An 11,876-nucleotide genomic window follows, 5' to 3' on the forward strand; every position below is an offset into this window, starting at 1 on the left:
CTTCCGGCAGGGCTCGTCGTGCCGCCGGAAGCGTGCTGTGCCATGCATGCCGGAGTTCGTGACGGCTATGCCTTGAGTGCCTTGTAGACGGCGATGCCGGCGGCGAGGTCCTCGAGGGCGGCGCCCACCGACTTGAACAGGGTGATCTCGTCCGCGGACTGGCGCGCCGGCTTCTGGTCGCGGGCGAGTTCATGCAGGTCGGCGACGATGTCGTCGGCCTTGAGCACGCCCGAGGCGATCGGCTGCACGATGTCGCCGGCTTCCTTGGTGGCGCCGGCGCGGGTGTCGACATAGACGCGTGCCCTGCCGATGGCGTCGTCGTCGGCCTCGCGCATGCCGGGCGTGAAGCCGCCGACGAGGTCGACGTGGCAGCCCGGCTTGAGCTTCGCGCCCTTGACCAGCGGCACCGTCGAGATCGTGCCGGCGGTGATGATGTCGGCCCAGGCGAGCTCGGCGTCGAGATCCGACACGGCTTTCGCCTCAAAACCGTCGCCACGCAGCGAGGCGGCGAGCTTCTCGGCATTGGCAAGCGTCCGGTTCCAGACGCGGATCTCCTTGATCGGCCGCACCGCGGCGTGGGCGCGTGCGAGGAACTGGCACTGCGCGCCGGCGCCGATCACCAGCAGTTTCGAGGCGTCCTCGCGCGCCAGGTAGCTGGCAGCGAGCGCCGAGGCGCAGGCCGTGCGCCATTGCGTCAGGCGTGGTCCGTCCATCAGCGCCTGCGGCTCGCCGGTGACCCCGTCGAGCAGGAGATAGAGACCGACCACGGCGGGCTTGGCGATGTCGTTGTTGTCGGGCGAGACGGTAACGATCTTGACCCCGATATGGCCTTCGGCGGCAGCCCCCGGTGCTTTGAAGTCGGTCCAGGCGGGCATCAGCAGCAGCGTCGAATCCGTGCCCTGGGCGCGCTCGACGGTGTGATGGTGTCGAACCGGCTGCACCGCGCCGTCGCGGAAGGCGGTCCGCAACGTCTCGACCAGTCCGGGAAAGGTCAGCGCCCGGTCGATGTCGCCGGCTGAGAAGTGCAGCATGGAAGTCTCCCTGAATGGCGCCGGGCGCCGGAGCGGATCAGTTGGGGCGCGGCAGTGCTGGGCCTTGCGGCGCAACTGGCGGGCGCTGTGCTGCCGCCTGGCGCAGGCTTTCGGCTTCGAGCCCGCGCTGGCGCGCCACCTTGCGGTAGCGGCCCTGCTTGAACCAGGTCACCGCCCCACCGAGGATCACGCCGAGCGCCAGCGCCAGAAACAGCAGCACGAACAGCGGCACCTGCACGGTCAGCGCGGGGTTGCCCGGGTTGAACGGATCGAGCGTGAAGGCGGTCGCGGCGCGGTTGGCCACGGCGAGTGCGATGAGCACGATCGCCACCGGCACGAACACGATGATGAGCATGAAGCGATTGAACATAAGTCTTCCCGTTTGAGCCCCCGGGTTGGCTGCTCGCCGGCCTATTTCGCCGAGTTCAGGCGCTCGCGCAGCTCCTTGCCGGTCTTGAAGAACGGCACCCACTTTTCCTCGACCTCGACGGATTCGCCGGTGCGCGGGTTGCGGCCGGTGCGGGCGGGGCGGTTCTTGACCGAGAAAGCGCCGAAGCCGCGCAATTCGACACGGTTGCCGTCGGCCAGCGCATCGGTGATTTCGTCGAAGATGGCGCTGACGATGTTCTCGACGTCCCGCAGGAAAAGATGCGGATTGCGAGTCGCAATGATTTGCACCAGTTCAGACTTGATCATGTGCGCGGTCCCCGTCGAGATTATGATGATTTTGTTTGTTTTTCAGTCGCCTGACACGGCTTTTTCAGCCTGCCAGAGCGACAGCATACCGTCAAGGAACAAGCGTTCCGCGCCCATTTCCCTGATCAGTTCCGAGGAGAAGTCGCCGACACCGAGCGTGCGGCCAAGTGCCTGGGCGAGCGCCTTCGGCAGGAACATGCTGCCGCTGCCGGCCGGCTTCCACTCGACCACCGACAGCTTGGCGTCGACACCCTTGGTGCCGAGCCATGCGATGGCCTGGTCTTCGCCGCCGACTTCGTCGATCAGCTTCTTGGCAAGCGCCTGACGCCCGGTGAACACCGAGCCGTCGGCGAGTGCGGTGGCTTCCGCCTTCGACATCGACCGGCGCTCGGCGACGATGCCGACGAACCAGTCGTAGCTGTCGAGGATCATGTTGCGCATCATCGCGCGCTCTTCGTCGGTCGTCGGGTTGAAGGGCGAGGGTTCGGCCTTCAGCGGCGACGACTTCACTTCTTCCAGCTTGATGCCGAGCTTGTCCATCAGGCCGGTCAGGTCGGGAAACTGCACCAGCACGCCGATCGAGCCGACGATCGACGACTTGCGCGCCACGATGTGGTCGGTGGCCGAGGCGATCATGTAGCCGGCCGATGCCGCCAGCGTGCCGACCTGGGCGACGACGGGCTTTTCGGCGGCCAGCTTGCGCACGGCATCGAAGATCGCCTCGCCCCCGGCGGTGGTGCCGCCGGGCGAATCGATCGACAGGATCACGCCCTTGACCGAGGCGGACTTGCGCACCTGGTCGATCCGGTCGAGCAGGTCCTCGTCCTCGGTGATGGTGCCTTCGATCTTGATCTTGGCGATGTGAGCGCTGGCGACACCGGGAATTCGCTCGCCGGCAAGCCATGTCGACAGGCCGATGATGGCCGCTGCGGCGATGACGAAGGCCGCGATACGCCAGAAAGTGAGCTTGCGCCGCAACCGGCGTCGGTCGATCAGATCGTCGGCTTTCATGGACATTGCGGGCCTCGCATGCTGTGCAAGCCTGCGCTTTTATCGCAACGGTTTGGCGAGAGCCACCGCTTTCCTGACGCAGCTGCCGTTGCGGGACCTTGGATTTGTAAGGTAAATAGCCATATTCGGGTTTGCATTACGGCAGCCGGCGCGCGGCTTTTGCGCGTTCGGCCGCAACTCTTTGACCTTATGGTCATATTTTTGTGGCTTTCATCCGTTTCACCGTGCCGGCCTGAGTGCGGCCTGGATAGTTCGAAGAAGGACATTTGCGTTGGCGCGACCAATCGAGACGAGCGGCGGCGGAAGCGGCGTTGCGGTGGACACCGCGATCGCGCTTGCGACGTCGCGCGCCGATGCCTTCGACCTTGCGGCGCGGCATTCGCGCCGGGTCCGTTTCCTCAAGCGCGCCTTGCCGGCCGCCGCGGTGGCGCTTACCGCCCTGTTCGGCGGCTATTCCTATCTTGCCGCACCGCCTTCCCTCCAGGTCAAGGCCGAAGGGGCTGCCTTCTCGGAAGGCAAGCTGGTTATGGCCAAGCCCCAGCTCAGCGGTTTCACCCGGGACAATCTGCCCTATTCGATGACCGCCGACCGAGCGGTGCAGGATCCGTCCAACCAGGGCGTCGTCGAATTGCATGGCATTGACGCCAATCTGCCGATCTCGGCGGAGAACGTCGCCTCGGTCGATGCGGCACGCGGCATCTACGACCGCGAAGGCAATACGCTCAATCTGACCGAACAAGTGACGGTAAAGACCAGCGACGGAATGGTCGCCAAGCTCAAATCGGCGTATCTCGACATGGGCAGCGGTGCGATGAAGACCGAGGAACCCGTCGAAATAAGCCTTGACGGTTCGCGGATCACGTCCGATTCGATGTCGATGCTTGAGAACGGCAAGGTTGTCGTCTTTGAGAAGCGTGTGCGCATGGACATCGATCCGGCGCGAATGAAGGCGGCACAGAATGGCAGCGGAGGCGGGAGTGCGGCAAATTAGGTCTTGGCGGTCATTGGCCGCCCTAGCATGCGCAGGGGTAGCGCTTTGCGTGACGGGTGCTTACGCCCAGGAAAGCCAGAGCAGGCTTTCGGGCCTCAAGCTGTCTGGTGACCAGCCGATCCAGATCGAGAGCGACAAGCTCGAGGTCCGCGAATCGGAGAACCTGGCGATCTTCACCGGCAATGTCAGCGTCACCCAGGGCCCGACCGTCATGAAGTCGGGCAAGATGACCGTCTATTACGCCAAGGACGGCGGCTCGGCGGCGACCGGCTCGGCCAACATCGACCGGCTCGAGGTCGACAACAAGGTCTATGTGAAATCCGACAAGCAGGTTGCCACCGGCGATCGCGGTACGTTCGACATGAAGACCGAGGTGCTGGTGATGTCCGGCAAGGAAGTCGTCCTGTCCGAGGGCGACAATGTCCTGGTCGGCTGCAAGCTGACCGTGCAGATGAAGACCGGCCTTGCCCAGGTCGATGGCTGCGACAAGGGCGCCAAGGGCAATGGCCGCGTCATGATGTCGATTACGCCGGGTTCGCAGAAAAAATAATGACGGAAGCATCCCCGCTGTTGTCGCGTCTGAAGCCTGGCTCGGCGCAAAAGCTTGCCGCGCCCGCGACAATGGGCACTGCCAAGAACAGCAAGTTCCAGGGCACGCTGATCGCCAAGGGCCTGACCAAGAGCTACAAGGGCAGGCAGGTGGTCAGCGGCGTGACGCTCGGGGTGCGCGCCGGCGAGGCCGTCGGCCTGCTCGGCCCCAACGGCGCTGGCAAGACGACCTGCTTCTACATGGTCACCGGCCTGGTGCCTGTCGACCAGGGCACCATCGAGATCGACGGTTTCGACGTCACGGCGATGCCGATGTATCGACGCGCGCGCCTCGGCATCGGCTACCTGCCGCAGGAAGCTTCGATCTTCCGCGGCCTGTCGGTCGAAAACAACATCCGCGCCATCCTCGAAGTGGTCGAGAAGAGCCGCAAGGAGCGCGAGAAGTCGCTCGATGCGCTGCTCGACGAGTTCCATATCAGCCATCTTAGGAAGTCGCCGGCGATTGCCCTTTCGGGTGGCGAGCGGCGGCGTCTCGAAATTGCCCGCGCCCTGGCCAGCCGGCCCAACTACATGCTGCTCGACGAACCCTTTGCCGGTATCGACCCCATCGCCGTCGCCGATATCCAGCAACTGGTCCGCCACCTGACCAAGCGCGGCATCGGCGTCCTGATCACCGACCACAACGTCCGCGAGACGCTGGGTCTGATCGACCGCGCCTACATCATCCATGCCGGCGAGGTGCTGACCCATGGCCGCGCCGATGAAGTGGTCGCCAATCCCGACGTCCGCCGCCTCTATCTCGGCGAGGGCTTCACCCTCTGATCCGGCTCCGCCGCAGCCTGCGCGCGAAGTGGGCGGCGGTTTGTGGCCATAGCGTGTGGGTGCGGCACGTCGGCGGCGTCCTGCACGGCAAATAAGCCCCAATCGGCTTGACATGCAAAAGCTGGGCCAGTTCTATCCCACATGGTAGGCGTGCCGGTTTTCGGCCGTCCTCGCTCGGGATCGGTGACTCTGAACAATGGCGCTGTCGGCAAAACTCCAGCTACGGCAGTCGCAGTCCCTGGTGATGACGCCACAGCTGATGCAGTCGATCCGGCTGCTGCAGTTCACCCACGCCGAACTGGAGCGCTTCATCGACGACGAGATCGAGCGCAATCCGCTGCTGGAGCGCGCGGAAGCGCCCGAAGACCCCTCAGGCGACCAGTTTCCGAAGATCGAGGCGCCGGGCGAGGCCAATGCTGCGCCGAGCGACGACTGGTTCGAAGGCGAGGCCGGCTGGAGCTCCGAGGCCATCTCGGAAAAGCTCGACACCTCGCTCGAGAACCTGTTTCCCGACGATCCCGGCGCTGTCGAGCGGATGGGCCCCGATCTTGCCATGCAGTGGAAGTCGGCTTCCGGCGGTTCCGGCCCCGGCGGCTCGTCCGAAGGCTTCGACATGGAGGATATGGCCGCAGCAGCCGTCACCCTGCGCGATCATGTCGGCGAGCAGATTTCATTCGCCTTTGTCGATCCGGCGGAGCGGCTGGTTGCTTCGGAACTGACCGACTGGCTCGACGAAGCCGGCTATTTCCGTGGCGAAGCCGCCGAGATCGCCGCGCGGTTCGGCGTCGACGAGCCTTTTGTCCTCAAGGTGCTGGCCGGTTGCCAGGATTTCGATCCGGCCGGCCTGTTTGCGCGCGATCTGGCCGAATGCCTGCGCATCCAACTCGCGCGCCGCGACCGCCTCGATCCGGCGATGGCGGCACTGGTCGACAATCTCGAACTGCTGGCCAAGCGCGATTTCCAGACCCTCAAGCGCCTCTGCGGCGTCGACGAGGAGGATTTGCTTGCCATGTTGGCCGAGATCCGTGCCCTCGACCCCAGGCCCGGCGGGGGCTTTGCCGGCGGTTCTGCCGACACCATCGTGCCCGACGTCGAGGTACGCCAGGCTGCCGATGGCAGCTGGGCCGTCGAGCTCAACCCCGAGACGTTGCCGCGCGTGCTGGTCGACCAGGTCTATTTCGCCGAGGTCACGGGCCGCACCAAGGACCAGGGCGAGCGCAACTTCCTCACCGAGTGCCTGCAGAACGCCAACTGGCTGACGCGCAGCCTCGACCAGCGCGCCAAGACCATCCTCAAGGTCGCAGCCGAGATCGTCCGCCAGCAGGATGCCTTCCTGGTCCATGGCGTGCGCCATCTCCGGCCTCTCAACCTGCGCACCATCGCCGATGCCATCGGCATGCATGAATCCACCGTCAGCCGCGTCACCGCCAACAAATACATGCTGACGCCGCGCGGCGTGTTCGAGCTGCGCTACTTCTTCACCGCCTCGATCGCGTCTGCCGAAGGCGGCGATGCCCATTCCTCGGAGGCCGTCAGGGACCGGATCAGGCAGATGATCGAGGAGGAGCAGGCTTCCGACGTGCTGTCCGACGATGCCATTGTGGATATCCTCAAGAAAAGCGGCGTCGACATCGCCCGCCGCACCGTCGCCAAATACCGCGAGGGCATGAACATTGCCTCGTCGGTCCAGCGCCGGCGCGAAAAGCGGGCGATCGCAGGCACCGCCAGCTAGCCGAAAAGTGATGTTTTTGGCCCGATCCGGGCCCTTGATTGACAATCCCTAATGAAGTGTCTAGAAGCCCGCCCGCATGAAGAGGGCTGAGCCCGCCAAGGAAAGATGCGGCACAGGATGGCTTGCGACACGAGCCAGCGACTGCCAGGTGGTGGCCCAAGATCAGCCGACAGGTTCGGACTTAAAATCGGTGTGGCAAGCGAGGCAAAGCTTGTTTGCATCGGCCACGGGTATAAACTCGGACCAGTTTGAAGTCTGAACAGAAAAGGTCAGTTTTCAGATGAGCCTGCGTATATCAGGAAAGCACATGGATGTTGGCGATGCGTTTCGTGCGCGCATCGAAGGACGTATCGGCGAAGCGATCGGTAAATATTTTGATCGTGGATTCTCCGGACACGTCAACGTCGTGAAGGCTGGCTCGCGCTACACCGCCGATTGCGTGGTGCGGCTCGATTCGGGCATGTCGTTGCAAGCGACCGGAGACGCCCAGGAACCGACTGCCGCGTTCGACGCGGCGGCCGACAAGCTCGAAACCCGCTTGAGGCGCTACAAGCGCCGGCTCAAGTCGCACAATCTGGGTGCAGGCAACGGCGAGTTGACCGATGTTGCCTACTCGGTGGTCGCAGCCCTCGTCGACGACGACGAGGATGTGCCCGAGGATTTCGCCCCCGCCATCGTCGCCGAATCGACGATGGTCCTGAAGACAATGTCGGTGGCTTCCGCGGTCATCGAGCTCGACACCAAGGACAGCCCGGTTGTGGTTTTCCGCAATGCCGGCAACGAGCATCTCAACATCGTCTACCGCCGGTCTGATGGAAACATCGGCTGGATAGATCCCTCGACCGCAAAGGTCGCCCAGGGATAGTCGCCGCCGACCGCATGTGGGGTTTTGGGGTAATGCGGCGGTGAGCACAGCAAGGGAATTTCAGCATGGATCTGAGTGATCTGATCGAGGTACCGGCAATCCTGCCGGCCTTGAAGGCGAACTCGAAGAAGCAGCTTTTGCAACTTCTCGCCGAAAGGGCCGCAGCGATTTCCGGCATCCCCGAGCGGGAGGTGTTCGACACCATCCTACAGCGCGAGCGTCTTGGCTCGACGGGTGTCGGCAATGGCATCGCCATCCCGCATGGAAAGCTCGCAGGGGTAAAGCGCATCACCGGCGTCTTTGCGCGCCTGGAAACGCCTGTCGACTTCGAGGCGTTGGACGACCAGCCGGTCGACCTCGTTTTCCTGCTCCTGGCCCCTGAAGGCGCCGGTGCCGACCATCTCAAGGCATTGTCGCGGATCGCGCGCGTGCTGCGCGATGCCGACACCGTTGCCAAGATTCGCGGCACGCGCGATGCGTCGGCCATCCACGCGCTTCTGTCGGAAACGCCTGCGTCGCACGCTGCCTGATTTCGATTGTTGGAAAAAAGCTTGGTAAGGGCCGCTTCGTGCGGCCCTTTTCCGTTTCGCCCGTCACCTCGGCCTGTGCAGCCGATGCCCTTTGCAGGGTCAGTGGATGGCGACGGTCGTCAGATCGTTTTCCATGGCGCCGGCAAGGGCGCGGTCACGGGCATCCGACAGCAGGATCGGCTCGCCATTGGCGGCAAACAGCGCCCACAGTTCGAGGCCGGGATCGATCTGCGTCAGGCCGGGGAAGCGGCCGAGCAGGTCGTCGCTGGACACCTTCCGGAGATAGGCGACGGAGCCTTCGCCGAGATGAGCGAGTTCACCCGTGGTCATGGTGTTTCTCTGGGCAGTATTGGGCATGGTAGCCTCCTTCTAGCCAGGATGCCGTCACGGCCATCCCGCATGAGAGCCATCGGCAGTGTCAGTCTGCTACCGATATGTTTATTTTCCGTACTAGGCGTTCGGCTTCCGGTCGGTCGAGATCGACCGACAGCAGGCCGTTCTTCAGATCGGCCGCGATCACCCGCATCCCGTCGGCCAGCACGAAGCAGCGTTGGAACTGCCTTGACGCAATGCCGCGATGCAGGAACTCGCGCTCCTTCTCGTCACCCTGTCGGCCACGCACGATGAGCTGGTTCTCTTCGACGGTGACTTCGAGATCGTTTTCGGCGAAACCGGCCACCGCGAGCGTGATCCGCAGCCTTTCGCCCCGTTCGTCGGCATCCCTGATGCGTTCGATGTTGTAGGGCGGATAGCTGTCGCCCGACTTGGCAAGGCGCTCCAGCGTCTTTTCCATCGTGTCGAAGCCCAGGAGAAGCGGGCTCGAGAAGGGCGTCATACGGCTCATGTTACAGCTTGTCCTCCGAGAGCGACATAATGCGGAAAAACCCGGATGGCATTTTCCCGACTGTTGTTGATATGGTCCGCCCCGTCGGCAACTTCAAGACTGCAAAAAAACCTGCCCAACAAGGAAAGAAAATGCCCGTACCGCGCAAGATCATCATCGACACCGACCCCGGTCAAGACGATGCCGTCGCCATTCTGCTGGCGCTCGGAAGCCCCGAATTCGATATCCTCGGAATTACCGCTGTTGCCGGCAACGTGCCGCTGAAGCTGACTGAAAAGAACGCCCGCAAGATCTGCGAACTCGCCGGCCGCCCCGACATCAAGGTCTATTCCGGCGCCATCCGCCCGCTGATCCGCGAACTCGTCACCGCCGAGGAAGTCCACGGCAAGACCGGCCTCAACGGCCCCGAACTGCCCGAACCCACCATGAAGCTCGAGGAGCAGCACGCCGTCGACTATCTGGTCGAGACGCTGATGCGCGAGGAAGCCGGCACCGTCACGCTGTGCCCGCTCGGCCCGCTGACCAACGTGGCGCTCGCCCTCATCCGCGAACCCAGGATCGCGCCGCGCATTAAGGAAATCGTCCTGATGGGCGGCGGCTTCTTCGAAGGCGGCAATGTCACGCCTTCGACCGAGTTTAACATCTATGTCGACCCGCACGCGGCCGACGTGGTGTTCCGCTCGGGTGTGCCGATCGTCATGATGCCGCTCGACGTCACCCACAAGGCGCTGACCACCACCAAGCGCATCGACGCCTTCCGCCAGCTTGGCACCAGGGTTGGCCTCGCCACCGCCCAGATGCTGGAGTTCTTCGAGCGCTATGACGAAGGCAAATACGGCACCGACGGCGGTCCGCTGCACGATCCGTGCGTCATTGCTTACCTTATCAAGCCCGAATTGTTCCAGGGTCGCCACTGCAACGTCACCGTCGAAACCGCTTCGGAGCTCACCATGGGCATGACTGTCGTCGACTGGTGGGGCGTCACCAAGCGGCCGAAGAATGCCATCGTCATGCGCGACATCGACCATGACGGCTTCTTCGCCCTGCTGGTCGAGCGTCTCGGCCGTCTGTAGTCACGTTTCCGCTCCGGACATGACGGGCGAAAGCAAAAGGGGCGGCGCGAGCCGCCCCTTTCATGTCCAACGGTGTCTTTGCCTTACTTGGCCCGCGAAAACGCCAGCCACACGCCGCCGCCGACCAGGAACGTGCCCGATATCCGGGTCATCAGCTTGAGGCGCCTGGCTGACAGGAACCTGCCGGCGCGGCCAGCCGCCACTGCATAGGTTGAATCCGACAGCGCGGCGAACACCATGGCGGTGATGCCCATGATGACGATCTGCCGGGCGTAGTTGGCGGTCGGGTCGATGAACTGAGGAATGAACGCGCCGAAGAAGATCAGCGTCTTTGGATTGCTGATGGCGACCAGGAATCCCTGCAGGAAGAAGCCGCCACGCGGGCGCTTCGGCGAACCGTCCGCTTCCAGCCTGCCGCTGGAACGGAACATCTGGATGCCGAGCCAGATCAGGTAGGCCGCGCCCAGCAGCCGCACCCACTCGAACCAGTGTCCCATCGTTTCGATCATCTGGTTGAGCCCGATGCCGACGATGGCGATCATGACGGCCACGCCGAGCTGCGTGCCGGCGACATTGGCAAGCCCGGCGCGGGTGCCGTGCCGGATGCTCGAGGCGATGATCAACGTGACGGTCGGCCCCGGTATCAGCACGATGACGATGCAGGCGACGACATAGGCGGCGTAAAGTTCGAGCGACATGTCCGTTCCTCCGGCGGTCGCCCGGCAGTAAGCACGCAGAATTTGCGCGTGTCCAGCGAAGGGAAGCTCAACCCTTGAGCGCGGCATCCACCTCGGCTGCGAGCGGGATCGCCGGCTGGGCGCCCGGCTTGAGGCAGGCGAGCGAACCGGCTGCCGCGGCGCGGCAAAGCGCGTCTTCGAGTCCAAGCCCGGCCGACAGGCCGGCGGCTAGATAGCCGCAGAAGGTGTCGCCGGCGCCGACCGTGTCGACCGGCGTGATCTTCAGCGCGTCGACACGGCTGAGGTCGTCGCCCTTGGCCGCCAGCACGCCGTCGCCGCCGAGCGTGACGATGACGGTCGCACCCGTTCGGCGGGCGAACTCGCTCATCCGGGCGGACCGTTCGCCGGCAGGAAGGTTCAGCGCGTCGGCATAGAGGTCGAATTCGGTTTCGTTGGCCACCACATAGTCGGCCTTGCCGACGAAGCTTGCGGCCTCCGCCCGGAAGGGGGCGGTGTTGAGCATGGTCACCGCGCCGGCCTTGCGCGCCGCATCGAGCGCTGCATCGACCGTGGACAGCGGGATTTCGTGCTGCAGCAGCACGACGTCGCCCTTCTTGAACTGCGCCTTGGCGAGGTCGCCCTGCACCACCGAGCCGTTGGCGCCGGGCACCACGGCGATCATGTTCTCGCCGTCGCCGCCGACCAGGATCAGGGCGATGCCGGTAGCTGCCTGGATTTCGGCGACGCCGCCGAGGTCGACGCCGCCCTCCTTGAGATAGGCTGTGGCCTCGCCGGCGAAGGCGTCCTTGCCGACCGCGCCGACCATCCGCACCTTGGCACCCGCACGCGCCGCCGCGAGCGCCTGGTTGGCACCCTTGCCGCCGGGCGCGGACTTGAACTCGTTGCCGGGAACCGTCTCGCCGGGACCGGGGAGGCGGCCGACGGTTGCGATGAGGTCGAGGTTGATGGATCCGACAACGGTAATCACGACAGTCTCCTGAAAACTCGGCGGAAACTATCCTGTGTCGCCGGCACTTGCCAGATGGCCGCGTGTC

At 64.3% G+C, this 11,876-nt stretch carries 15 protein-coding genes; 7 read left to right on the forward strand and 8 right to left on the reverse strand.

Going from position 1 to position 11,876, the window contains the following annotated elements; genetic code table 11:
* Positions 1 to 65 precede the first annotated feature (65 nt).
* Genes ASC75_RS23430 through sppA form a run of 4 tightly spaced genes read right to left on the reverse strand, consistent with a single transcriptional unit; the run spans position 66 to position 2,744 of the window.
* The gene (locus tag ASC75_RS23430) at positions 66 to 1,031 is read right to left on the reverse strand and encodes an ornithine cyclodeaminase family protein (RefSeq protein ID WP_055981341.1); all 966 of its coding nucleotides are present in this window, start codon (positions 1,029 to 1,031) and stop codon (positions 66 to 68) included.
* A 37-nt stretch (positions 1,032 to 1,068) separates the two neighbouring features.
* Complete coding sequence (locus ASC75_RS23435; RefSeq protein WP_055981343.1) at positions 1,069 to 1,401, reverse strand: lipopolysaccharide assembly protein LapA domain-containing protein; 333 nt, start codon at positions 1,399 to 1,401, stop codon at positions 1,069 to 1,071.
* 41 nt (positions 1,402 to 1,442) lie between these two features.
* The gene (locus ASC75_RS23440) at positions 1,443 to 1,727 is read right to left on the reverse strand and encodes an integration host factor subunit beta (RefSeq protein ID WP_055981346.1); all 285 of its coding nucleotides are present in this window, start codon (positions 1,725 to 1,727) and stop codon (positions 1,443 to 1,445) included.
* A gap of 42 nt (positions 1,728 to 1,769) precedes the next feature.
* Positions 1,770 to 2,744, reverse strand: a complete 975-nt coding sequence (gene sppA, locus ASC75_RS23445) for a signal peptide peptidase SppA (protein WP_055981349.1) — start codon at positions 2,742 to 2,744, stop codon at positions 1,770 to 1,772.
* A 265-nt stretch (positions 2,745 to 3,009) separates the two neighbouring features.
* Here sppA and lptC point away from each other — a divergent pair, with 265 nt between their 5' ends.
* The 6 genes from lptC (at position 3,010) to ptsN (ending at position 8,227) form a co-directional block, all read left to right on the forward strand.
* The gene (gene lptC / locus ASC75_RS23450; protein ID WP_055981352.1) at positions 3,010 to 3,729 is read left to right on the forward strand and encodes an LPS export ABC transporter periplasmic protein LptC; all 720 of its coding nucleotides are present in this window, start codon (positions 3,010 to 3,012) and stop codon (positions 3,727 to 3,729) included.
* Between the two features lie 49 nt (positions 3,730 to 3,778).
* Positions 3,779 to 4,279, forward strand: coding sequence for an LptA/OstA family protein (locus tag ASC75_RS23455; protein WP_244487922.1), 501 nt, complete (start codon positions 3,779 to 3,781; stop codon positions 4,277 to 4,279).
* Positions 4,279 to 5,100: an LPS export ABC transporter ATP-binding protein gene (lptB, locus tag ASC75_RS23460; RefSeq protein WP_055981359.1), complete on the forward strand. Its 822-nt coding sequence runs from the start codon at positions 4,279 to 4,281 to the stop codon at positions 5,098 to 5,100. Before ASC75_RS23455 ends, lptB begins: the two co-directional genes overlap by 1 nt.
* 196 nt (positions 5,101 to 5,296) lie before the next feature.
* Complete coding sequence (rpoN, locus tag ASC75_RS23465; RefSeq protein WP_055981362.1) at positions 5,297 to 6,832, forward strand: RNA polymerase factor sigma-54; 1,536 nt, start codon at positions 5,297 to 5,299, stop codon at positions 6,830 to 6,832.
* Between the two features lie 280 nt (positions 6,833 to 7,112).
* Entirely contained in the window at positions 7,113 to 7,697 is a 585-nt protein-coding gene (gene raiA / locus ASC75_RS23470) for a ribosome-associated translation inhibitor RaiA (RefSeq protein WP_055981365.1), read from the forward strand.
* Between the two features lie 65 nt (positions 7,698 to 7,762).
* Positions 7,763 to 8,227, forward strand: a complete 465-nt coding sequence (gene ptsN / locus ASC75_RS23475) for a PTS IIA-like nitrogen regulatory protein PtsN (RefSeq protein WP_055981369.1) — start codon at positions 7,763 to 7,765, stop codon at positions 8,225 to 8,227.
* A gap of 99 nt (positions 8,228 to 8,326) precedes the next feature.
* On the opposite strand, the gene ASC75_RS23480 is transcribed toward ptsN, so the two are convergent.
* Both ASC75_RS23480 and ASC75_RS23485 read right to left on the reverse strand, forming a co-directional pair.
* Positions 8,327 to 8,584 (reverse strand): DUF1150 family protein, encoded by a 258-nt coding sequence (locus tag ASC75_RS23480; protein ID WP_055981371.1) that lies wholly within the window; start codon positions 8,582 to 8,584, stop codon positions 8,327 to 8,329.
* Between the two features lie 61 nt (positions 8,585 to 8,645).
* Complete coding sequence (locus tag ASC75_RS23485) at positions 8,646 to 9,071, reverse strand: Hsp20 family protein (RefSeq protein WP_055981374.1); 426 nt, start codon at positions 9,069 to 9,071, stop codon at positions 8,646 to 8,648.
* A 131-nt stretch (positions 9,072 to 9,202) separates the two neighbouring features.
* Here ASC75_RS23485 and ASC75_RS23490 point away from each other — a divergent pair, with 131 nt between their 5' ends.
* Positions 9,203 to 10,144 carry a nucleoside hydrolase gene (locus ASC75_RS23490; RefSeq protein WP_055981703.1) on the forward strand — a complete coding sequence of 314 codons (942 nt, stop codon included), beginning with the start codon at positions 9,203 to 9,205 and terminating at the stop codon, positions 10,142 to 10,144.
* Positions 10,145 to 10,227: 83 nt separating this feature from the next.
* Here ASC75_RS23490 and ASC75_RS23495 read toward each other — a convergent pair whose 3' ends face one another.
* Both ASC75_RS23495 and ASC75_RS23500 read right to left on the reverse strand, forming a co-directional pair.
* The gene (locus ASC75_RS23495; RefSeq protein ID WP_055981377.1) at positions 10,228 to 10,842 is read right to left on the reverse strand and encodes a LysE family translocator; all 615 of its coding nucleotides are present in this window, start codon (positions 10,840 to 10,842) and stop codon (positions 10,228 to 10,230) included.
* A gap of 67 nt (positions 10,843 to 10,909) precedes the next feature.
* The gene (locus tag ASC75_RS23500; RefSeq protein WP_055981380.1) at positions 10,910 to 11,809 is read right to left on the reverse strand and encodes a ribokinase; all 900 of its coding nucleotides are present in this window, start codon (positions 11,807 to 11,809) and stop codon (positions 10,910 to 10,912) included.
* Between the last annotated feature and the right edge of the window lie 67 nt (positions 11,810 to 11,876).

Origin of the sequence: Aminobacter sp. DSM 101952 (assembly GCF_001424795.1) — a bacterium.
In the GTDB taxonomy this organism is placed as follows: domain Bacteria; phylum Pseudomonadota; class Alphaproteobacteria; order Rhizobiales; family Rhizobiaceae; genus Aminobacter; species Aminobacter aganoensis.